The 22,050-nt window shown below is 48.3% G+C and carries 14 protein-coding genes and 1 pseudogene; 7 read left to right on the forward strand and 8 right to left on the reverse strand.

The genetic code is table 11. The features are described 5' to 3' along the window. The first annotated feature begins 34 nt into the window (after positions 1 to 34). Positions 35 to 232: a hypothetical protein gene (locus L696_RS0100165; RefSeq protein WP_025681843.1), complete on the forward strand. Its 198-nt coding sequence runs from the start codon at positions 35 to 37 to the stop codon at positions 230 to 232. On the opposite strand, the pseudogene L696_RS30105 reads toward L696_RS0100165, so the two are convergent. Then, positions 217 to 367 (reverse strand): annotated as a pseudogene (locus L696_RS30105) (DNA polymerase III subunit beta); the annotation flags it as partial. The gene L696_RS0100165 and the pseudogene L696_RS30105 overlap by 16 nt on opposite strands. Positions 368 to 1,714: 1,347 nt before the next feature. Here L696_RS30105 and L696_RS0100170 point away from each other — a divergent pair. Both L696_RS0100170 and L696_RS0100175 read left to right on the forward strand, forming a co-directional pair. Continuing rightward, positions 1,715 to 7,774 (forward strand): DUF7601 domain-containing protein, encoded by a 6,060-nt coding sequence (locus L696_RS0100170; RefSeq protein ID WP_025681844.1) that lies wholly within the window; start codon positions 1,715 to 1,717, stop codon positions 7,772 to 7,774. A gap of 19 nt (positions 7,775 to 7,793) precedes the next feature. Beyond that, a complete protein-coding gene (locus tag L696_RS0100175) occupies positions 7,794 to 8,573 on the forward strand; it encodes a class B sortase (RefSeq protein WP_025681845.1) in 780 nt (259 codons plus the stop codon). 278 nt (positions 8,574 to 8,851) lie between these two features. Here the strand turns inward: L696_RS0100175 and L696_RS0100180 are convergent, their stop codons facing one another. After that, entirely contained in the window at positions 8,852 to 9,943 is a 1,092-nt protein-coding gene (locus L696_RS0100180) for a GntR family transcriptional regulator (RefSeq protein WP_025681846.1), read from the reverse strand. A 464-nt stretch (positions 9,944 to 10,407) separates the two neighbouring features. Between L696_RS0100180 and L696_RS0100185 the strand changes: the two genes are divergently transcribed. The 4 genes from L696_RS0100185 (at position 10,408) to L696_RS0100200 (ending at position 15,922) form a co-directional block, all read left to right on the forward strand. Next, a complete protein-coding gene (locus L696_RS0100185; protein WP_025681847.1) occupies positions 10,408 to 12,021 on the forward strand; it encodes a xylulokinase in 1,614 nt (537 codons plus the stop codon). Position 12,022: 1 nt separating this feature from the next. Further along, complete coding sequence (locus L696_RS0100190; RefSeq protein ID WP_025681848.1) at positions 12,023 to 12,718, forward strand: L-ribulose-5-phosphate 4-epimerase; 696 nt, start codon at positions 12,023 to 12,025, stop codon at positions 12,716 to 12,718. Between the two features lie 218 nt (positions 12,719 to 12,936). Then, positions 12,937 to 14,361 (forward strand): L-arabinose isomerase, encoded by a 1,425-nt coding sequence (gene araA / locus L696_RS0100195; RefSeq protein ID WP_025681849.1) that lies wholly within the window; start codon positions 12,937 to 12,939, stop codon positions 14,359 to 14,361. A 466-nt stretch (positions 14,362 to 14,827) separates the two neighbouring features. After that, a complete protein-coding gene (locus L696_RS0100200) occupies positions 14,828 to 15,922 on the forward strand; it encodes a glycosyltransferase (RefSeq protein WP_049827222.1) in 1,095 nt (364 codons plus the stop codon). A gap of 311 nt (positions 15,923 to 16,233) precedes the next feature. On the opposite strand, the gene L696_RS0100205 is transcribed toward L696_RS0100200, so the two are convergent. The 6 genes from L696_RS0100205 to L696_RS0100230 form a co-directional block, all read right to left on the reverse strand. Continuing rightward, a complete protein-coding gene (locus L696_RS0100205) occupies positions 16,234 to 17,046 on the reverse strand; it encodes a class II aldolase/adducin family protein (RefSeq protein ID WP_025681851.1) in 813 nt (270 codons plus the stop codon). Between the two features lie 88 nt (positions 17,047 to 17,134). Continuing rightward, positions 17,135 to 17,749 carry a YczE/YyaS/YitT family protein gene (locus L696_RS0100210; RefSeq protein WP_025681852.1) on the reverse strand — a complete coding sequence of 205 codons (615 nt, stop codon included), beginning with the start codon at positions 17,747 to 17,749 and terminating at the stop codon, positions 17,135 to 17,137. 6 nt (positions 17,750 to 17,755) lie between these two features. Next, positions 17,756 to 18,955, reverse strand: a complete 1,200-nt coding sequence (locus L696_RS0100215; RefSeq protein WP_025681853.1) for a NupC/NupG family nucleoside CNT transporter — start codon at positions 18,953 to 18,955, stop codon at positions 17,756 to 17,758. 81 nt (positions 18,956 to 19,036) lie between these two features. Then, positions 19,037 to 20,086: an S-methyl-5-thioribose-1-phosphate isomerase gene (gene mtnA / locus L696_RS0100220; RefSeq protein WP_025681854.1), complete on the reverse strand. Its 1,050-nt coding sequence runs from the start codon at positions 20,084 to 20,086 to the stop codon at positions 19,037 to 19,039. Positions 20,087 to 20,130: 44 nt separating this feature from the next. Further along, entirely contained in the window at positions 20,131 to 20,865 is a 735-nt protein-coding gene (locus tag L696_RS0100225) for a GntR family transcriptional regulator (RefSeq protein WP_025681855.1), read from the reverse strand. An 81-nt stretch (positions 20,866 to 20,946) separates the two neighbouring features. Further along, positions 20,947 to 21,675 carry a nucleoside phosphorylase gene (locus L696_RS0100230; RefSeq protein WP_342447925.1) on the reverse strand — a complete coding sequence of 243 codons (729 nt, stop codon included), beginning with the start codon at positions 21,673 to 21,675 and terminating at the stop codon, positions 20,947 to 20,949. Positions 21,676 to 22,050 lie beyond the last annotated feature (375 nt).

Raw genomic sequence — 22,050 nt, forward strand, 5'->3', positions numbered from 1 at the left:
TCGCGTATTTCTAGCGAGGAGGGATCAAATTCCGATGAATTTAGCTGTCAAGTTGATGCGAGAATTCAAAGACCGCGATACCCGGCATAAGCTGAAAGGCTATCGGGACAAAGCGGAGCTCATCAGGAAACGGAATTTGGAAGCATGGGACGAAAAGCAACTGCAAGCGGAACCTCTCCGGCTGGAAAAGGAGGCAAAATCGGCTACGCCTTTGGCCAAACCAACGATTTGAATTTCAGTTGCACCAGACGAAATAAAGGTTTGGAACTGATCCTTTACCTCCATACGGATCTCCTGGGACGGCAGTTTTTTTAATTTCGACAAAGAATTTGGCTGGCAGCACAACACTTCCGGTCTGTTCGACCTGAGTGCCATAAAGCCTATCGAAGTGGCCAGCAATGCCGCCGCGCTTCACACTTAGGCGAATTTTTCGCCGATGGGCTCGTTAAGCTGTACCCTACCATAATTAGGGCGAAAATTTCGGGGAAATGCTGAAGAGCTAGAGATGATTACAAGGATTAATCGGATATCTTCAAGGCCATAGATACAAGGAGAGATAGCACATAAAAATAGCCCCGGAGCTGTCTAATCGTTACAAGTTAGCTCTGGGGCGTTTATTTTTGACAGCGGTAACCTCTATGTTGCTGAATGATATAGCAGACGACAACGCCGGACAAGAATCCAATGATGAATTGTCGACACATAACAATTAACTTCACCTATTTGTGATTCTGATTGATGGAAGGTGCCAACAATAATTCATTATATATTTGCGAGAAAAATGGAATCCAACCTAATGAGAACTTGTTACTACTGACGCTTTGAAGTCTGTCAGCAGTTGTTTATTATTGAGATTTGCAAGGAGAGGCCAAGTTTTCACTTTATAGAGAGTTTGTAGAGACTAGTCTTTTTAACTATGGAAAAGAAAGTGTGGAAATTTGGGTGAAAATGTAGTTATCATGAGCCAATTTCCTAAGGATAACATAAACTCGTATTTTGGAAGAATAGATATTCTTCTTTCAACATTGTCAAACAAGATATTAGAAGTATGTTTTTCGGGTCTTGTCGAAATAGGTCTTATGACTTACACTAATTAGGAAAATTATCTCAAATTTTAGATATGAAATAGGAACTAAGATAGGCTGGTCATATGTAGATATCCTATAACCGATGTCCTACACCTGAGAAGATTTTTGTGGTGGTGTTGATCACAGCGAAACTAAGATAATAGGAAAATAGCACTACTACATGTACCAGTAAGCCAATCAGTTTCTATAGAGGAGGTGAAAAAGAAGGAACTTCGCAAGTTACATCAATCGATGGGGTGAGGCATTACTTTCATTTATGAGGTCGGTTGTATGACGATCGGATGAGACCCGCATAGGATGGTGGGAACATTGTCGAGTGGTTGTTTAGATTTTGTATAGGTCCTTTGTCGTATAATGGTGGAAATACGCTGTGCAAACTTGGCGTATTCTGTCATTTACAGGGCGAAGATGATCGAAGGAGAGGGGGAAAAGCTACTAAGCATGATCAACGGCCTGACGCCCACGGCACTTACCCGTTCATCTGGAACTCCGCAAGATTTCGGTGATGCAGAGGCTGCTGGGATCAAGCAAATACATATGTCTATTCGCTTGAGCGTTATATCGGGTAGATGATCTTGCTATCGCCAAAAATTTTCAGCAATTTCGAGAACGGAGGAGATTTTGTATTGAAACGAAAACGCAGTGTAGGTAAAGCAGTGCTATCTTTCTGCTTAGCAGTTTTGCTTGTCTTGCAGACAGTGACGTTCTCTGCTGCTGCATATGCGGAGAGTGTGCCAGGCGAAGCCGGCTCGCTGAGCGCGAACGAACCGTCGTCGGTATCTGAGGAGGTGTACGGTGCGCCAGTCAATTTCGCAGCGATGGCGGCAGACCCGGCGGACAAAACGGCGGTGCTCATGGGAGCGAATTCGTCCTTTCCGCTGGAAGTCATACAGGACGGGAATGTCTTACAGACGGGTGACACCATTCACGGGAGAAAGCCCTTCTCCTTGAGATCGACCGGCATCAAGGTTCCGGTGAAGGGTGACGCCGCCGATCCGAACACGGTGGATGGCAGCACAGTCATTTTGTATGGCGACTATGTGATGCTGGACAAAGCGACCTACTTTCCGGAAGTGATTCTGCCGGATGCCACCATGACGCTGAAGGAAAAATCGGGCTACACAATCGGAACCGCCTATTTCTCAGAAGCGGGCATCAAGGTGGTGTTTGACGGCGAGGAACGCTTTTTCAACGGACAGGGCCAGAACATCACCTTCGGCTTTGAATCCACCGCGAAGGCGGATGTGTCGGGCATAGAATATGGCCACCAAAAGCCGATTGACATTTTCGGGGCGGGCTACATGCTCGAAAACCCCGAGGTCACGTCTGCGTACAGCATCAAAAAGAAGTCCAACAGCAACGCTTCCGATAACGCTTGGATCAATCAAGCGGCTTTTGTAGAGGGGGCAATCGAGTGGCAGGTGGAAATTGCCGCCACAGATCTGTTTGACCCTGCCATCCCGCAGCCGCTGGACGGGCTGAAGTTTTATGACGCGCTCGATCCGGTTCAGGTGGGCACCTATGTGGAGGGGTCCCTTAAGGTCAACGGCAGTACGGTGACACCGGACGGCGGCACCACGAATGCGCTGGCCTACACCTACCCTGCGGGCTTTGGCGACAAGGCGATCGTCACCTTTAAGACGTGGATTCCCAAGGCGAAGTATTATACTGAGTATAACACCGCTAGTGGGTATCAGACCGTCACCAATATCGCGGAGCTGCGGGACGCGTCGGAAAGTAAGCTGGTTTCCTCGAATCCGTGGCGCGTCACCTTCAGGCCCGACTGGATTCAGAAGAGCGGCGTACTGGACAAGCGGTCGAGTTCCGCAGACCCGCGTACCATTACATGGACGATTGATGTCAACAAGAACTACAGCAAGCAAGGGCTGAAAGACTTCACCATCACCGATGCCCTGCCGGCCGGACTTACCTGGAAATCGGCCGCATGGCAGTCGTGGGACAGTGCTAAGAAGGACTGGTCAGCGACAACAACGCCGATAGAACCCGAAGGCGATGTGTATTCCTTCGGGGAGGTGAACGGTCCAATCCGGCTGGTCATTGTGTCCGAAGTTACAGGCAGTACAACCAGCTTTAACAACAAGGCCACCGCCCAGTGGAAGCTGGATGTCAATACCGTGCAGGACAATGACCAGGGTACCGTGGCGGTCACCGCCGCGGTCGTCATTGGCGCCCATACCCTGACAAAGCAAGCAGGTACCGGTGTTAATATCCTTGCTTCTGGCACATTGCCGTGGAAGGTTACCCTTACGCCTCAGGAGGCTCTCCCGGACGGTGCGGTGTACGATCTGCTGGTATATGGGGATGCGAACTCCATCGATTTTACCAAGGTTACGGCCGTCCCGGAGATTGACGCTGGAATTCTGGATCAGTTGAAGGGGAACATTGGGCCGGGGTACTACCAGCGGTTTCAGTCCGGTTCCTTTCAGTCGAGTGACGGCTTAACGCATCAGGTATACACCCTTTCACAGAATGGGAAGCCTGTCGCCGACTTGCTTCGTGTCACCGGATACAATACCGATAAGCCGGCTTCCTTCACATTTAATTCCCTGATGACGCAGTGGGAGCACTTCGCGGGCAATAAGGCCACAGATCAGTATAATCGGGCGTTCCTGTTTGAAGGTACAAATCGGACAGTTGATTCAACTCGGCCTTCTCTACGGGTCAACAGCGGTATGCTGGCCAAAGAAATGCTCTATGCGTCAAAGCCGGAGGGGACAAATATTGACCCTTCCAATGTCAATCACCACATTCGTAACAGCGACGCTAACGAAGCAAATATGCTGGCAGCCTATGATCAGGTGACCAAGACGGTGACCTTCCGGCTGTCGGTCAATATGAACGGCCTGAAGACCGAGGAGATGGCAAAGAATGGCGGCAATCACGTGGCCAGCGACATCAAACTCGTCGATACTCTGCCCGAGGGCTGGGAGTTTGTGCCCTATTCGGAGGGACAGGCTTTTGCGATTTACGGAGGGACCCGGGCAGACTATGGAGCGACTGTCAGCGCTGGGGCGCTTATTCCCGACCCAAGTGGTCTCGTGAGCTTCTCCGCCGCAGGGAACATAGGCACCTTTTCTTTTACCAAGCTGGAAAGTCCCTATGTTATTCTGTACAAGGCAAGACCCACTGAGGCGGCACTGCGTCAATACTTTGAAACTGGCGAAGCAAAGCATGCGCTGACGAATACCGCCGAGATGAAAATCACATGGGGGGATGAGCCTACCACAGTCACAAGCACCCGCAAGATCATCGTACCGATGCAGACGTTGAGCAAATCGGTGACGAAGCCGAACCCCGGCGTGCTGGAGTGGACGGTGAATTACACCCCGCCCTTTGAGGTAAAGGACGGCGTCTATCTGCAGGACACCCTTGGCGAAGGACTGGCGCTGCGCAAGGACGAAAACGGGAACCTCTCGCTGCGACGCCCTGACATGGCGGTGTACCGCGCCAAGCTGACTCCAAGCGGAGCCCTTGAAAGGGATGGCGCTGCACTGGATTTGGACGGCTCCGACCCGGAGGTCAGGGTTGAAGCTGTCACAGATAACGGCGTAACACGACTGACCTTCCGCATGGAAAATCCGAACCAGCTCTACCAGATGGTGTATCAGACCGAAGTCACCGGATTGCCCAGCAGCGGAAAGGCAGGCAACGAGATTAAACTGATGGGTGATGACACCCTGAAGAACATCGGCGCCAAAAGCGAACACGCGGTCGACAACAGTGATGTGGGCGGCAGCGCGGAAACTCAAGGCAAGCTGGATCTGCTCAAGGTCGCCCCGTCAGGCAAGCCGCTGAGTGGCGTAAAATTCACGCTGTATGAGTCCGACGGCGTAACAGAGGTCACCGGCGGAGAGACAGATGAGAACGGCAAGCTTAGCCTGTTTGCCAAAGCAGGGCTTTATGTGCTCAAGCAAACCTATATTGACGAGACCACCTATCTGCCGACCACGACAGTTTATCAGGTGCGTGTGGCGTCTACTCCCTGGAATCCCATCTGGGTGGACGGGGTGCAGGTAACCAGCGACAAACCGCTGGTTGTGCCAACCCCGGTGTGGGTGCCCGGCCATTTGACGCTGAATACGGCGATAGAGGGGAAAGGGGCGGACCCGGACAAGGACTTTGAATATAAGATTACCTTTAGCAACGGCAAGTCTTATGCCTATTCCGGCTCCATAAGTGGCACCGTGGCCAGCGGCGACACCGTTAAGCTGAAAGGTGGCCAGTCTATCACCATCAAGGATATCCCGGACGGTATCACCTATACCATCGTCCAGAAGGATTACACGGGCGAGGACTATGCTACCGATCCGGCGGATCTGACGCGTACCGGAAGCATTGTGGCGAAGGAAACGGTCGAAGCAAAGTTCGTCAACGCCAAGTATCTTCCCGGCAAGCTGACGATCGGGAAGACGGTCGCGGGCAATGGCGCGGACAAGAACAAGGCGTTCGAGTTCACCGTCACCTTCGAAGGCACGGGTGCAGGCAAGACGTATACGTATACGACATCGGGCGGTGCAATGGGAACCATCGGGTCCGGCGGCAAGATCCCTCTCAAACATGGGGAAACCGCCGTCATTGGTGGGATTCCTAAGGATACAACTTACACCGTCAAAGAGACTGATTATACGGAAGACGGCTACACGACGACTTGGCCGGACTGGCAAACGACCGGCACCATTATCGATGAAGGCGACCATAAAGCAGAGGTCGTTAACACGCGGATGGTATACGGCGGTCTGCTGATCGGCGAGACGGTGGTTGGCAGCGGCGCGGACAAGAATAAGGAATTTGAGTTTACTGTCCAAATCCCGGACGCCGATAAAGGTAAGGCGTACCCTTATACAAAGTCGAACGGCACGCAGGGAACGATCCAATCCGGCGAGACGATCACCCTTAAGCATGGGGAAACCGTCGCCATTGAAGGCATTCCGAGCGGTGACAGCTATATCGTCACCCAGACTGATTATTCGGGCGAGGATTACACCGCCGATCCGGTGAATCGAACGTATAGCGGCACGATCATAGAGAAGCAAATTGACGAAGCTCGCTTCGTCAATGCGAGGTATCTCTCCGGCAAGCTGACGCTGACGGCGGATCCCGCAGTCGTTCCCGGCAACGGTGAGACGCCTTCGCAGTTGACGGCTACGTTGACCGATTATGAAGGCAAGCCGGTTGCGAACCAGGATGTCGTCTTTATCCTGCCGGATCAATCGGAAGTCACGGCCAAGACCAATGAGCAAGGAAAAGCAATCATCCCTTATACACCGCCGAAGCTGGACACAACAACGCCTGAGGAGCACCACATCACGGCTAAGGTGGACAGCCTGACAGAAGGAAAATTGACCGCCGACACGACGGTAACCACCGTACCAGCGGCAATCACCGGGGTGCTGCGAGACAACACAACGGGCAAAGTGATTCCGAATGCGACTGTGGTCATCACCAACGAGGCAAATGGCGAGAAGCACGAGATCACGACCGACGCCGCCGGCGCATATTTCCATCCTGTGCCGTATGGTGGCGACTATACGATCAGCTTCACGAAAAAGATCAAAGTGAATGGTGTTGACGAGTCGATCACTTTCACGCAAAAAGCGGAAGTTGACAGCGATGTGAAGGGCGGCGAGCTGGTTCCGGCGCACATTACGGCTGTAGGCGTCGTGCTCCTGAAGCAGCCTGAAGGGCAGTCTTCGCTGCTGAACGGCGAACTCGCCGGCAAGATGCGCATTTATTTGCGGGATGCAAGCGGCCAATACGTTGTAGATGAGAACGGTGTTCCGAGAGCATTCGGCTTGCAACCGAACGGCGCATTCTCTGCGGATAGCTTATCCGCAGAAAACTACAAAATGGAAGTACGTTACGAAGTTGCGCCAGGCAAAGAACTGACGCTCATCAAGGCGGATCTAGACGTGAAGGCGAACGGGGAATTGAATATTTCTCAGGAGCTCGTTGACCCGTACGGTATCATTACGGACGAAACGACCGGCGCAACGATCGAAGGCGCCGAAGTGACGCTGTATTATGCGGATACGCCGAAGAACAGGGAGAAAGGCATCGTGCCGGGCACGAAAGTAACGTTGCCTGCGATTCCGGGCTTTGCGCCTAATGATAACGCCAGCCCAAGTCAGAACAGCGACGAAAACGGCGCGTATGCGTACATGGTGTTCCCGGACACGGACTACTATTTGATTGTGACGAAACCCGGGTATGAGACGCATACGAGCCCTATCATCTCGGTCGGAAGCGACATCGTACGCTATGATGTACAGTTGAAGCCGATAAGTTCCGGAGGCGGCGGTGGCGGCGGAACTGGACCCGGCAAACCCGGGCCTGACCCCGCGAAACCCGAACCGGAACAGCCTGGCAATCCCGGGCCCGGCGGTAGCGGCAACGGAACCGGCAACGTCGACAACGGAACCGGCAACGTCGACAACGGAACCGGCGACAGCAACAACGGAGCTGGCAACGTCGACAATGGAACCGGCGACAGCAACAACGGAGCCGGCAACGTCGAAAGTGGAACCGGCAACAACGAGCTGGACGATGTTCCAGAAACAGGGGATAACAGCGTACCGCCAGCCCTCTATATGGCTTTGGCGCTGATGTCCTTGATTACGATCGGACTCTGTCTGCTCGGCGGCAGGAAGAAAAAGCACATTCAGTAACCGGAAAGGCGGTAAGAAAATGAATAAAACACGAAAAATTCTTATCGCCGTTTCCTTGTTTGTGTTGGTGTTTTCTTTGGTCGAAGTTTCCAGAACCTTCCTGCTCGATTATACTGAAAGGCATAAAATAGAAGAATTGTCAAAAATTTGGGAAAAAGAGTCGGACAAAGGCGGAGGGAAAGTAATCCCCTCCTCTTTGATCACGAAGGCGCATGAGCCGGTCATGCTTCCTGAGTTTCAAGAGCTTTACGAGAGAAATCCGGATATCGTCGGTTGGCTGAAGATTGACGGCACCCGGATTAATTACCCGATCATGCAGAACCTACAGGATTCACAGTTCTATCTCAATCATGATTTCGATAGAAAGAAAAGCAAAAGCGGCCTCCCCTTTTTGGACGCGCACAGTCGGATCAACGGTTCGGGCATTTTGCTGATTCACGGACATCACATGAAAAGCGGCTGGATGCTTACAGATTTGTTGAAGTACAAGAAAGAAAGCTTTTATAAGGAGCATGCTACGTTCCAGTTCAGTACGCTTTACGAAAAGGAAGAGTATGAGATTGTTGCCGTTATTCTGTCAAAAGTTTATCGCAAATCGGACGACGTTTTTAAATACTACCAGATTGAGAAGGTAAGAACGCCCGCCGAGTTCGATTCGTATGTTCAGAACATCAAAAAACTCGCTCTTTACGACACGGGCGTGACAGCCCGGTATGGTGACAAGCTTATTGTACTGTCTACGTGTGAGTACTCGACCGAAAACGGTCGGTTAGCGGTGGTCGCCCGAAAGCGTAAATGAGGATGTGGAAACACGGATTCAAGTTGCTTCATATCACGTTCTCCCTTGGAGGACGTGATTTTTTTTGAATTTATTTGTTTATGCTTTCATTCATCTCCTCCACTAAGGATGAAGTAGACCGCAGACAAAGCCTGCGGTCTTTTTGCGCTCAAAAATGCCAGTACAGCTTAATATCGGTATTCGTCAACGTAGTTCCACTTGAAATTAATCAATGATAGGAGCCGGATGTCTTATGTTAAAGTTGAAATACCTTACACCGATCAGCATCCCACCCTACGCTATTCTACCTCGATCTCTTTTACCGTCTCGCCTTCAACCAGTACGGGTTGGTAGTAGGTGTTGGTGGGCAGATCCTTTTTGCCTTGCAGTTTCTTAATGACCCAGTCGGCGGCGTCGCGTCCCATTTGCTCCTGAGGGTGGGTTAGCGTCGTAAGTTTGATGTTGGCGTTTTTGGCGATGTACGAATTGTCCTGACCAATGATGGATAACTCGTCCGGAATGGATATGCCCAGTTTTCGGCATGCATGCACCACTTCCAACCCGACCTCGTCGTTGTAACACACGATAGCGGTCAACGCCTCCCTGTTTTCGTTCAGGAACGTTTCCAGATTGGTGGACAGATCTGGCTTCGACGCTGTATCGAATGAAAGTACTTGCTCGGGATGAAACCGTAATTTGGCTTCGCCCAGGGCCTTGATGTACCCCTTCATCCGGTACTTTCCTTGCAAATCATCCATTTTTGCGATAATGCCGATCTGGGTATGTCCTTTGGCGATCAGCTCCCGGGTGGCGAGATAGCTGGACTGCACGTCATCCAGACAGAAGAAGGGCACCTCCAGCTCTTCATAAAAGGCATTGATCATCGTAAACGGCACGTCCTGCTCCTTAAACGACAGGTAGTACGCAATGTTGGGATTGTACAGATTGCTTTTGGTCGGCTCGACGATCAGGCCATCGACGCCATAGGAGAGCATCATTTCCAGCGCCTTTTTCTCTTGTGCGACGTCGTTATTGGTGCTGGCTAACAGCAACGAATAATTATCCTCATTCAATCGGCTTTCAATGCCGCGGATGATGGAGGGAAAGATGTAATCCGAGATGTAGGTCGTGATGACACCGATCGTTTTTTTCATCGCATTCCCGCCGGACCGGGAGCGGTATTGGTTGCTGACATAGGTGCCCGAACCCTTCTCGCTTCTCAAAAACCCCTCGTTCGATAGCTCCAAAATGGCCTTCCGGACCGTCTGACGGCTTACGTTGTAGCTGTCCTGCAAAGCGGACTCCGTAGGAATTTGTTCTCCCACACTATAGGTTCCCGAAAGGATATGGCTCTTTATATCATCAATAATGACCTGGTATTTTGGCTTCACGCAATCCACTTCTTTCATCGTTACTCATCTATAGAAACGTTGTTGTTTAAATAGTTGTACGTACATATTTTATCATGACTCGGTTCGAATGAAAATGCAACAGCACGTTTTCCGAAATAAACCGTACAATTCTGGTCTTTTTACATAGAGGTGTACCTTACAGCATACCTTAAATCAAGTGTGGATTGGCACGTTTAGCGGTCGCATTGTGCCATTTGTAAGTATAACCATTCAACATTATTGACAAATGTACGTACAAAAAATATACTAAGGCTGTCAGTAAAGGAAAGCGCCTTCTTTGAATGAAAACGTTACGGTTCTCCTACCAGATTGACCGTAACTGCAGGAAAAGCTTCTATACGAATTCATGAATTCATCATAAGCCATTGCAGTTTTGAAGTATCACCTTATAGACGTCATCCTTCGGATGTAAAACCGGGATCAGAGAGGGGACATACGTGATCATGAGTCATGTAGACATGAAAGAAGCGATTACTAAGGGAGCCACTTCGCTTGGAATTGAATTTGGATCGACACGGATCAAGGCGGTGTTGATCGACGAGCGTTTCGAGACTATCGCATCCGGAAGTTATGAATGGGAGAACCTCCTGAAAGACGGATATTGGACGTACAACCAGAAGGACATCATCACCGGCCTGCAAACCGCGTATCGCGAGATGAAGCAAGACGTGGAACGGAAATACGGAATCACGCTACGAACCGTCGGTTCGATCGGTTTCTCGGCCATGATGCACGGATATATGGCATTTGATAGCACGGGCGAACTGCTGGTACCGTTCCGGACGTGGCGTAATGCAACCACCGGGGCGGCAGCCAGGGAATTAACGGATCTTCTTCAATTCAACATTCCGGAACGCTGGAGCATCGCCCATTTGTACCAAGCGATCCTGAACGAAGAGGCGCATGTGCCTCGCATCGATTACCTGACCACGCTGGCTGGATACATCCACTGGTTGTTGACCGGCAATAAAGCGATCGGCATCGGCGATGCTTCGGGCATTTTCCCGATTGACGAGTCTACTCATTACCATCCATCCATGATCAAACAGTTCGATGAGCTGATCGCGGGCAAAGGTTATCCGTGGAAGGTCGAGGACCTTCTTCCCAAGGTATATCTCGCTGGCGAGCAAGCTGGCGAATTGACCGAAGCGGGCGCCAAACTTCTCGACCCTTCGTATGATCTGCAGCCAGGCATTCCGCTCTGTCCGCCGGAAGGCGATGCCGGAACGGGCATGGTGGCGACGAATAGCGTGAGGAAGCGTACGGGGAACATCTCCGTCGGCACTTCCGTGTTCGCAATGATCGTATTGGAGAAAGAATTGTCCAAAGTCTATCCCGAGATCGACATGGTCACGACGCCGGACGGCAGCCCGGTGGGCATGGTGCATGCCAACAACTGCTCCAGCGACATCAACGCATGGATCGGATTGTTCCGTGAATTCTCCGAAGCGATGGGATACGAAGCCGACAACGGCAAGCTGTTCAGCGTCCTTTTCAACAAAGCGCTCGAAGCGGACCCGGATGGCGGCGGTTTGCTGAGCTACGGTTACTACTCCGGCGAAAACATTACGGGCATCGACAAAGGCCGTCCGCTGTTTGTTCGCTCGCCCGAAAGCCGGTTCAACCTGGCGAACTTCATGCGGACGCATCTGTTTACCGCATTTGGTGCGCTCAAGATCGGGATGGACATTTTGACGAAGAACGAGCATGTCGCGATTGACAGCATTTTGGCCCATGGCGGCCTGTTCAAAACCCCTGTCGTCGGACAACGGATCGTAGCCGCTGCGATGAACGTGCCGGTGTCGGTCATGTCCACGGCGGGCGAAGGCGGAGCATGGGGCATGGCGCTTCTGGCCTCGTACATGACTAACAAGGATGGGCAAGAGAGCTTGGACGTGTTCCTTGAACAGAAAGTCTTTAACGATGTCGAAGGAGAGGTAGTTGCGCCGGATGCATCGGACGTCAAAGGGTTTGAAGCATTTATCGAACGCTACCGGAAAGGCTTGGCCATCGAGCAGGCGGCTGTAGACCATCTGGTAGAGAACGGGAGGGACTAGGATGTTAGAACAACTGAAAGAAGAGGTATTCCACGCGAACCTGGAATTGCCGAAGCACGGGCTCGTGAAATTTACATGGGGCAACGTAAGCGCGATGGATCGGGATAGCGGCCTGTTCGTCATCAAACCGAGCGGAGTCAGCTACGATACGATGAAACCAAGCGACATGGTCGTGGTCGATCTGGACGGCAACGTGGTGGAGGGCGAGATGAGACCTTCCTCCGATACCGCGACTCACGCCGTATTGTATAAACATTACTCGGAAATCGGGGGCATCGTGCATACCCATTCCACGTGGGCGACCATCTGGGCGCAAGCCGGACTGGACGTACCCGTGATGGGAACGACGCATGCCGACACCTTCTATGGCGCCGTGCCTTGTGCCCGTTTTTTGAATCAAGAGGAGATTGATCGGGGGTACGAAGCCGAAACCGGCCATGTCATCATCGAAACGTTCGAGCAGCGCGGGCTGGACGTCATGGCAATTCCGGCAGTCTTGCTCCATGGTCATGCACCGTTCACGTGGGGCAAAGACGCCAAGTCGGCGGTCGTGAACAGCGTCGTGCTGGAAGAAGTGTGCAAAATGAACCTGTACGCGCGGCAATTGAACAACTTCGCGAAGGAACTGCCGCAAGGCGTTTTGGATAAACACTATTTGCGGAAACACGGGAAAGACGCTTACTACGGGCAGAAATAATAAGCGTAATTATTATTCATATAAGTAGAGCTTGGCTTTTACACGATAACGGAGAGGGCAGAAAAAATCTGGAGAAGCAAAGCGTTCGCCTTTATCACCGGATTTTCCCTTTAGGAAAGGGAATCAAAAAAATCTGGGGATAACAGCGGTCGGAAGATTGTTCTGACCATGAAGTGAAGTAGTACAAAACACACAATATAGGAAAAGAGGATGATTACATGTCAGCAACAGCAGCTAAAGAGTTTTGGTTTGTCGTAGGTTCGCAGCATCTGTACGGGGAAGAAGCACTGGGCGAGGTAAAAGCCAATGCACAGAAAATCACGGATGCCCTGAATGCAAGCGGCGTTCTGCCATACCCGCTCGTATTGCAGGATCTGGCGGTAAGCGCAGATAAAATCACGAGCATCATGAAAGAAGTCAACTATCGCGACGAAGTGGCGGGTGTTATCACGTGGATGCATACGTTCTCCCCGGCAAAAATGTGGATTCGCGGAACGAAATTGCTGCAAAAACCGCTGCTTCATCTGGCAACCCAATATAATGAAAGCATTCCTTGGGCAACGATCGACATGGACTTCATGAACCTGAACCAGGCGGCGCACGGCGACCGCGAATATGGCTTCATCAATGCCCGTCTGAGAAAACAAAATAAAATCGTCGTAGGATACTGGGAACGTCCTGAAGTGCAGCAGCAGATTGCCGATTGGATGGACGTGGCAGTGGCCTATAACGAAAGCTTCAATATCAAAGTCGCCCGTTTTGGGGACAACATGCGCAACGTGGGCGTGACCGAAGGGGATAAAGTGGAGGCTCAGATCCAATTCGGATGGACCGTCGACTACTTCGGCATCGGCGATCTCGTGCAATACGTGAATGCCGTGACCGAGCAAGAAATCGACGATCTAATCGCACAGTATGCGGAGCTGTATGAATTCGATTACGGCACGAACAGCAAGGAAGCATGGGAAGCCAGCGTACGCGTGCAAGCGAGCTATGAGATTGCCATCAAACGTTTTCTGGACGAAGGTGGATACAGTGCCTTCACCACAAACTTCGAAGATTTGCATGGCATGAAGCAGCTTCCGGGTCTTGCTGTTCAACGCCTGATGGCGCAAGGTTACGGATTCGCCGGTGAAGGCGACTGGAAGACGGCCGCGCTTGACCGCTTGCTAAAAGTGATGAGCCATAACGAAAACACAGGCTTCATGGAGGATTACACGTACGAGATGGCAGCCGGACAGGAAGCTATCCTTCAATCCCACATGCTTGAGGTCGATCCAACGCTAGCCAGCAGCAAACCCAAAATCATCGTGTCCCCACTGGGCATTGGCGATCGCGAAGATCCGGCGCGTCTGGTGTTCGATGGCAAAGCTGGCGAAGGCGTCGTGGTATCCATGGCTGACTTCGGCACGCATTACAAACTGTTGATCAACGAAGTATCCGCATTCGAGCCAACCATTCCAGCACCTAATCTGCCGGTGGCACGCGTTCTGTGGAACGTAAAGCCGAACTTCCAGGATGGAGTCAAAGCCTGGATCGAGAACGGTGGCGGTCACCACACGGTCGTTTCCTTAAACCTGACGACAGACCAGATCGTAACGTATGCGAAGCTGGTTAACCTGGAGTACGTCGTCATTAAATAATTTTGCTATTCATTGACTCATACAAGTTCATTCCATGCGGCCGGGGGTTACCTCCGGCAGGCTTGACATTCAACTCGCTTCTGGAAAAAGGCGGAATTATCGTCGGGAATGAAGTGAGGATGGAGCTTTATATCGAGGCAATTAAAATAGATTAACAATTCTAAAGGCCATCCTTTTAGCGGGATGGCCTTTATTTAAAACTTGCTGTTAGAGACAGTGCGATGAACCGTATCACAAGTGAGGCTTATCCATGTTCCTAAAACGGGCGTGCATTCATATGCAAAAACCTGAAAAAGGTATCCTGCCAGTTTTGTTTTGGAATCGCATTTTAGCTGTAACACTGATAACTTCCAGGACATAGAATAACAACTAAAAGATAGGGAGCGTTCTATGCAGGCAAACCCTTATACGGAGACATTATGACTAAGTTCTACAATCAACTTCTCAAGGCGGGGATGATGCTTAAATGGTAATTCCAACACCTGGTCGAAGGCTTGCTGTAATCGATACTAATTTCCCATGGAAGCAAAGCGGGTTTAGATATTGGGAAAATTATGAAATATACCGACAGCGGCCGGATACTTTGTTCTTTGCTACAAATCCATATACGGATTGGAGGGGCAACCAAGTGTCGGATAACTTCCCGGCGAACGTCCACTCTTTTTCCCAGCTTGTTGACCAAATTTATTCCGAAAAAATAACCGATATTTATTGCGTCTTTTTGAATTTGGCGCTCAGCTTAATCGGCAATACCTGCCTTCCGAACGGTTATACGATTCTCGGGTCCCGTAGCGAGCTGAATATTTTGCCGTTAGTATCTGATCGGAAATTAAAGTTGCATACGACTCTCTATCCGGGCGGCGGATTGTCTGCAAATACTCCGTTTGAGATTAGCAAATTGGACTCTTATTATTCTACGATCTTTTCCAACGTTCAAGAGGTGCTTAAACAATATCCCGGCAGTATTTATGTTCCCGGTATGATCAACGCAGAGTTTTACAGTCTTCTCCCAAAACCGAAAACTCCGCCGATCAGATTGGTATTTTCAGCCCATCAAGGCCTGCGTAAAAATTTCCCTCAAATGGCCGAAGCTTTCAACCAGCTCGACGAAAGCTTTCATCTTGATATTGTAGGTGACTGGGAAGACTATTTGCATTTGTTGATCAACAATAATTTTACCTTTCACGGTTTATTGGAGCCTGAAGAGGTCCGAGATATATATCATCAAGATCATGTGTTTATTAGTTGCAGCACAGCGGACTTTTCGGCGACGGATGGATTTCCGACTACGGCTGCCGGCGATGCCATGTCGACCGGGTGCCTGCTAGTTTCAAGCAATCCCCGTCGCGACAGTTTTGTGTTGTTGAGCGGCGTTGACTATCTTGAAATCACCGAAACCAGAAGCTTGGTCGACATACTACGGTGGATAAAGGATCATTTCGACGAAGCGATGGCCATCGGCGTCAGCGGCACCAATAAAATTAGATCCCGTTATGATTCTAAGGTGGTTGTATCAAGGAAACTAGAGGCTATGGGATTAATTAAAAAGGGCATTTTCTAAGTAACCTAGCGTAGTTGGATAATTTATCCAATCTATTCGGGTAACGGCGAAATTTGTTGAATACCACGTTATCCCGCTGATATCAGCGGGAACAGATTAAATAAAACGGGGCAATCTTGCGAAGTCGTAGAAAAACTACTTCGCAAGATTGCCCCGTGACGCACTTAAGAACAGACGATCCTAAATGAGTTCGGACTTCTGTAAAAGTCTCTGAATCATCACAGCTGCCTCTGCTCTAGTGATATACGCTTATGGAGCTGGAAGGTGGGATAAAGTTGACCCAAACATAGACGGATCTCATTGGTCCGGGTTTACTGCAATTGTTTAAGGACCCTCTCCGTTACTTGAGCAACGATGGATTGAATCAGTTTTTGATCCACTTGTGCAGAAGACGGCTCATGAGGCTTATTATGCTCTCCCAGCTTCAAAGCTTCTTCACGGGAGATCAGGCTGCCACCAGTCTTAATCCCCATGCTCTCACGAATCTGGATAAGCTCTGCTAGTCGCTCTGCACTCAGCTCCTCTAGTTGATCTGTGATCTTCTTCGTATGAAGCAGCGTCAAGGAGTAGTGCTCTAGTGATTCCATCCGGTAATATGCTTCTATTGCATCTCTTCCCCAAGTCAGTGCACCATGATTAGCAAGCAATACCGCATTGTAGTCTTTGCAGAATGGAGCAATGGAATCTGGCACCTCTTGCGTACCTGGTGCTGCATAGGGAGATACAGGTACTTTACCAAGCAAAATGACGCCTTCTGGTGAATAGGCATGATCCAGTGCAACACCTGCCATCGCATAAGCCGTCGCCGCTTGTGGATGTGCATGGACAACAGCTGTCGTCTCTTCATTCTCCAGATATACTCTCAAATGCATCTTCAGCTCAGAAGAAGGCTTCAGCTTACCATCTAACACCTTCCCTGTAAGGTCCACCTTTACGAGCATATCTGGCGTCATGAAGCCTTTACTGACTCCAGTTGGTGTAGCCCAGATTTCATTAGACCCCACTTTGATGGAGATATTTCCATCATTCGCTGCAACAAAGTTTTTGTTATATACGCGTCTTCCGATCTCACAGATCATTTCTTTCGCTTCAGCATCGCTGAGATAACGCTGATGATCTAGCATATAAATCCCTCCTGTATACCATGCCGTAGCTGTCCTGCAAGACGTGTTAGCTACTTGCAGGACAGCTCTTATATGCTATTCACAATATTTATTGAAATTTATGAATAGATTTCTTGGCAAAATTCAATCCTCTTAATGTCCATTCAATGGTTGGACCAATGAGCAAGATTCCGATAATGGTACCGAATCCGACCATACCACCTAGCCAATAACCACTAAGGACAAGGGATGCATCCAAAATAATTCGAATCCACTTCATCGACAGCTTTGTTTTCTCAGACAGATACAACATCATTCCTTCTAACGCACCTGCACCAATTCCAGCATACAGATACACTCCTATGCCGATTCCCAGAATGATCGGTCCGAGAACCGCCATCATCCATGAAGATGTAGGAAGGTAAGTATCTATGCCTATGTTTTGGAACATATTGATGAAGAATCCTACCGAGATCGCATTTAAAACGCTGCCGAGACCGATTTTTTTGCGATCCAGAAATAGAACGATCAATAGGACAACGACATTAAAAATTTGACTGCATGTTCCAAAAGCAAACGGCAAATGCTCCATCATACCAAGTAAAAACGTACTAATCGGATCAATGCCCTTTCCCCCTGCTAGGAAACATAGGATGCCAAAAGCAGTAATAGCAGATCCTAGCAGGACAACAAGGATTTTCACTACGATATATTGATTTTTCACATCAACTTACCAAACGAAGAGGCCGACTAAACCAGCACTTAGTAAGGATACTAATGTTCCAGAAAGGATCATCATCCATACGCCTCTAGACAAATTATTTGCCTTTTCCTTGCTTACAATACCATTGAAGCAGCCTAGAATCATTCCCACTGTGGAGAAGTTCGCAAAGGATACAAGGAAAGTACTAAGAACGGCTTTCATATGCGGACTGAATGTATCCATAATCGGCATAATCTCGGCCATCACGACGAATTCATTCGTTACCAACTTCGTACCCATGTACTGAGCCGTTTGGAATGCTTCACTAAGCGACAGACCAAGAAGTAGAGAGAAGGGGGTCATGATTACTCCTAAAATACTGCTCAATGTAAGCCAAGGCGCAATGAGTAGAAGAATCTTATCAATAAGTGCCGCCAAGGCTACGAATGCAATAATCATCGCTGTGATGATTAGAATCAACTTACCAGCAGCAAGGATCGAATCACCAAGGAAAGAGAAGAACGGTGGCTTTTCTTCCTTTTGCATTTCAAAAACAACATCCTCTTCCTTCGTCATGACGACAGGATTCAGGATACTCGTCACAATAATGGCGTTAATAATATTCAGTGGCACCGCCGTTAGAACGAATTCCGCAGGCAACATTTGTGTATATACACCAATCATCGCCGCTGATACACAGCTCATGGACATGAGAGAAATCGTGAATAGACGCTGCTGACTCATCGATTTTAATTGTCCGCCCGATACAGCTAATGCCTCTGTGTTCCCAAGGAACATCATTTCAATCGCATAGAAAGACTCAAACTTCGGTTGACCTGTGAGCTTGGACAGCCCCCAGCCTAACCATTTTATGATTTTTGGAAGAATCCCAAAATAAGTTAATATATCAAATAACGGTACAACCAATAGGATTGGCATTAACGCACTGAACACAACGTCCATATTTTTAACATGAACCATACTTGCAAATGCAAATCCAACCCCAGAAAAAGCAGTCTCGACTAACCAGGTAAAGGCTTTGGCAACTTGTCCAACAAACCAGCGACCACCTGAGAAAGCCGTTAACAACCAAGCTAAGAAAAGATTAAAAACAACCAGTATAGCAATGGACTTCCATTTCACATTTTTCTTATCTTTAGAGAAAAGAAACGCAACTCCCATAAAGGCCAAAATACCAACGATGTTGATGAGTAAAAAGAAGTTCATATGACCCCTCCCGCTATAATTGAATATCTTTTGGAGTGATGTAGCCTAATTGTCCATACAGAGGTAGGAGGCTTTCTAGAATTATTCGAACAAAGCTTTCAACTTGTCGGTGTAAGGGGCTTGAATAATACCCTTTTCCGTTATGATCGCAGTAATCAATTCATTTGGTGTTACATCAAATGCAGGGTTGAACACTTTTACGCCATCTGGTGCCGTCTGTTTACCAAAGCCATGAGTAATCTCTGCACTAGAGCGCTCTTCGATAGGAATCTCAGCTCCAGTTGTTGTCTCTAGATCGATCGTCGATAGAGGACTTGCTACGTAGAATGGAATATTGTGTTTTTGTGCAAGAACAGCAAGACCATAAGTCCCGATTTTGTTCGCAGTATCGCCATTAGCTGCAATTCGGTCGCAACCTACAATTACCGCATCGACTTTACCTTGCTGCATCACCATCGCTGCCATACTATCCGTAATCAAGGTAACATCTACATCCGCTTGCATAAGCTCCCAAGTCGTTAAGCGAGCACCTTGCAATAGCGGTCTAGTCTCGTCAGCAAACACTTTAATATCCATACCGCGTTCTTTGGCAAGATAGATTGGAGCAAGCGCTGTTCCGTACTTCGCTGTAGCAATTCCACCTGCATTACAGTGAGTAAGCAGTGTCATTCCATCTTTTAATAGAGTGAGACCATTCTCCCCAATAGATTTGCAAATCTCTGCATCATCTTTCTTGATTGCATCTGCTTCATTAAGAAGAATTTGTTTGATCTCAGCGACAGACTTGTCTTTGTTATCCACCAATGTCTTCTTCATGCGATTAAGTGCCCAGAACAGGTTAACCGCAGTGGGGCGGGATGATGCTAGATAATCGGAGATTTCTTCATATTTCACCATAAAAGAAATATAATCCGTTTCAGTCAATTGACTTGCGCCTAGAGCCACACCATATGCTGCTGCAATTCCAATTGCTGGAGCACCGCGAACCTTAAGTTCGAAGATGGCATCCCACAAGTCCTTCATCGTTTCAATTTCAAGATATACTTCTGCCAGAGGCAATTTGGTTTGATCTAGAAGGATGATTTTTTTCCCATCGTATTTCACGGACTCGATATTTTTCATGTTTATCATTCCTTTATATTAAGAAATATTTCAGTCCATCCTTCTACAGATCCTTATCTTCGACGAACGATATGAAATTTCATGATATTGTTCACAATCAAACTTTTTCCATAAAATATCGGATCATTCGCATTGGAATAGAAGGTTTGTTCCAAAACTTGAAGCGCTTCATGCTGAATAATGCCCAGCTTCTCAGCATCTGTCGTAGAAGCATTCTCAGCAAATAAATTGCAATGAGAGCTGAAAATCTGAATATTTTGCGCAGAACTTAGATAGCTCAATATGGATGAATTCGCATAATTGGTGAAGAAATCAGCACTTACATATTTTTCGGGAATATACACTCGGTCTAAGGTAAACGGTTTTTTGTCCGCTGTACGGATACGCTCAAAGAATAACAAGATTTCATCATCGTTCAAGTGAAGCAGCTCTCTAATATCTTCATCATTGGTAACTTCGGGCTTTGTAATCCCGATCGTGCCGACCGTATAGTTTTGCGCCTTAACTAGATCTGTCATGCTGTCTAGCTTCTCGATACCTGTCGTTAACATAGGCGTTTTGGAGATGACAAATGTACCTACGCCATGTTTTCGCACAATGTATCCTTCGAGCTCTAATTTCTGAAGGGCCTCCCGCAATATCGGTCGACTGATATTTAGCTTGTCAGCGAGTTTCTGCTCCGCATCCAATTTTCCTCCAATTTTGAATACATCATTTTCAATGAGATCTATAATAGTTCTTACCGCAAGCGTCGATAATGTTTCTTTTTCAATTCCAATATTTTTCATTTATTTACCTCCTAAAGCGACTTCCTTCATCTTACTATTGTTGAATAATGAAAAACAATAGCGTTCTAGGAGGTGGGATTTTTATAGGTTTAGCAACGTTTCCAGAGCAATATCAATTTCGGCTTGAATGGCTTCGTTCACAAAATCTTTGTGTGGGTTGTAATCATTCATATCACTAAAAGCATATCCATCGAGTGCAAAGATCCCGACAGCAGAGACACCTCTTAATCTAGCAATCACGTAGAGTGCTGCAAGTTCCATCTCCGCACCAAGAGCTCCTGACTCTTTGTACAGCATATGTGGGAACTCAAGTGGACCTGCATAGAATGCATCCAAGGTAACGATCGTACCTAGCCCATACTTAAATTTCATTTTCTTTGCCGCTTCTTCAAGTTTGAGCAACATATTGAAGTCGGCAACAGCCGGTACGCCCTCAGGCACCAGTTGTTTCGTTAATCCTTCTGCTCGTACTGCTGAATCCGCGATAATCAAGCTTCCTGGAGGAAGCTCCTCTGTATAGGACCCTGCTGTACCTACACGAATGATTTTTTTTGCACCTGCTTTAATCAATTCTTCAAAACAAACAGCCGCACCTGGAGAACCGACACCATGACTTGCAACGGTGATTTTTTTACCTTTATAATAACCATTGATCGTACGGTATTCTCTGGAATAAGCGAGCTCCTCAGAATGATCTAATAGATCTCCAATCATTTTGGCACGCTCAGGATTACCAACTACAATAACATGTTCAGATATAGCACCTTGTTTAACTTTAATATTAGGTAACATCATTTCAGTAGTATCCACACGGATCACCTCACTTAGTCATTAAGAGGTCTGACCTCTTGACTGCTATATTACTCCAGTATGAAAACGGTGTCAAATGTTATTTTTATTCAGTTGTATGCCATATAAGCGGTAAATATATCAACCAATCACCGATAGACCGGTTAAGGAGAACTGTACCACAAGTATAGTAGAGCGGAATGTTGAATTAGTTCTACATAATGAGTTGTTAGTACCTCTTAATGTCTACGCCAAAGCAAAACTTGTGGTTAAAATGGTTCTAATGAAGGAAAAAGTAATTGTCTATTGCAACGGCGATAATTAGAGGGGGTCGATTCACTGATAACGTCCAACCCAAAGCCATAACCTTTGTAAAAAGCTGAGATAAGGCCTCCG

This window comes from Paenibacillus maysiensis (assembly GCF_000520815.1).
Taxonomy (GTDB): domain Bacteria; phylum Bacillota; class Bacilli; order Paenibacillales; family Paenibacillaceae; genus Paenibacillus; species Paenibacillus maysiensis.

What these genes read in the sequence shown, in the direction of transcription:
- L696_RS0100225 (WP_025681855.1), bottom strand. Translation starts at nt 20,865, where the DNA reads ATGAAAAATATTGGAATTGAAAAAGAAACATTATCGACGCTTGCGGTA.
- L696_RS0100175 (WP_025681845.1), top strand. Translation starts at nt 7,794, where the DNA reads ATGAATAAAACACGAAAAATTCTTATCGCCGTTTCCTTGTTTGTGTTG.
- mtnA (WP_025681854.1), bottom strand. Translation starts at nt 20,086, where the DNA reads ATGATAAACATGAAAAATATCGAGTCCGTGAAATACGATGGGAAAAAA.
- L696_RS0100200 (WP_049827222.1), top strand. Translation starts at nt 14,828, where the DNA reads ATGGTAATTCCAACACCTGGTCGAAGGCTTGCTGTAATCGATACTAAT.
- L696_RS0100165 (WP_025681843.1), top strand. Translation starts at nt 35, where the DNA reads ATGAATTTAGCTGTCAAGTTGATGCGAGAATTCAAAGACCGCGATACC.
- araA (WP_025681849.1), top strand. Translation starts at nt 12,937, where the DNA reads ATGTCAGCAACAGCAGCTAAAGAGTTTTGGTTTGTCGTAGGTTCGCAG.
- L696_RS0100205 (WP_025681851.1), bottom strand. Translation starts at nt 17,046, where the DNA reads ATGCTAGATCATCAGCGTTATCTCAGCGATGCTGAAGCGAAAGAAATG.
- L696_RS0100215 (WP_025681853.1), bottom strand. Translation starts at nt 18,955, where the DNA reads ATGAACTTCTTTTTACTCATCAACATCGTTGGTATTTTGGCCTTTATG.
- L696_RS0100190 (WP_025681848.1), top strand. Translation starts at nt 12,023, where the DNA reads ATGTTAGAACAACTGAAAGAAGAGGTATTCCACGCGAACCTGGAATTG.
- L696_RS0100185 (WP_025681847.1), top strand. Translation starts at nt 10,408, where the DNA reads ATGAGTCATGTAGACATGAAAGAAGCGATTACTAAGGGAGCCACTTCG.